Origin of the sequence: Kitasatospora sp. MY 5-36 (genome assembly GCF_001182915.1) — a bacterium.
Taxonomy (GTDB): domain Bacteria; phylum Actinomycetota; class Actinomycetes; order Streptomycetales; family Streptomycetaceae; genus Kitasatospora.
In genome coordinates, this window is sequence record NZ_LFVW01001303.1 from 1 (window position 1) to 941 (window position 941).

At 79.1% G+C, this 941-nt stretch carries 1 protein-coding gene; it reads left to right on the forward strand.

The genetic code is table 11. The features are described 5' to 3' along the window. Positions 1 to 941 (forward strand): phosphopantetheine-binding protein (locus tag AE652_RS42100; protein WP_049661445.1); only part of this gene is annotated, 941 nt, incomplete at both ends.

The window sequence follows — 941 nt, forward strand, 5'->3', positions numbered from 1 at the left end:
CGCTCGCCACCACCGGCACCGCCCCCGCCGCCCGGGCCCTGGACGGCACCGCCGGCCGGCTCGCCGCCCACTGGGAGCGCCTGCTCGGCACCGCCCCCGGCCCCGACGACGACTTCTTCGCCCTCGGCGGCTCCAGCCTCACCGCCGCCCGCCTCGTCTCCGAACTGCGCACCCGGCACAACGGCGTCTCCGTCGCCGACCTGTACGCCCACCCCGTCCTCGCCGACCTCGCCGCCCACCTCGACACCCTCACCCCGGCCGCCGCCCCCGAGGACACCGCCGCCGGCGCCGCCGCCTCCTCCGCCGTCCGCGGCCGCACCGTGCGCCGCACCCCCCGCAGCGCCGGCCTGTGGCAGACCCTCCTGCTCCTCGGCATGTTCTCCCTCGCCGGACTGCGCTGGATCCTCCTCCTGATGGCCCTCGACAACCTCACCGGCAGCCACCTCGCCTGGGCCCCCCACAGCTCCTGGTGGCCCGTCGGCGCGGGCCTGCTCCTCCTCTACAGCGCCCCCGGCCGCACCCTGCTCGCCGCCGCCGGCGCCCGCCTGCTCACCGCCCGCATCCGCCCCGGCAGTCACCCCCGCGGCGGCCACGTCCACCTGCGCCTGTGGGCCGCCGAACGCTACACCGCCTTGTTCGGCACCGCCGCCCTCGCCGGCACCCCCTGGGCCCCCCGCTACGCCCGCGCCCTGGGCTGCCGCGTCGGCCCCGGCGTCCAGCTCCACACCCTGCCCCCCGTCACCGGCCTCGCCCGCATCGGCGCCCACGCCTCCGTCGAACCCGAAGCCGACCTCGCCGGCTGGTGGCTCGACGGCGACACCCTCCACCTCGGCCGCATCGACATCGGCGACGGCGCCCGCATCGGCCACCGCGCCACCCTCATGCCCGGCGCCCGCATCGGCGCCGGCGCCGAGATCGCCCCCGGCTCCTGCGTCACCGCC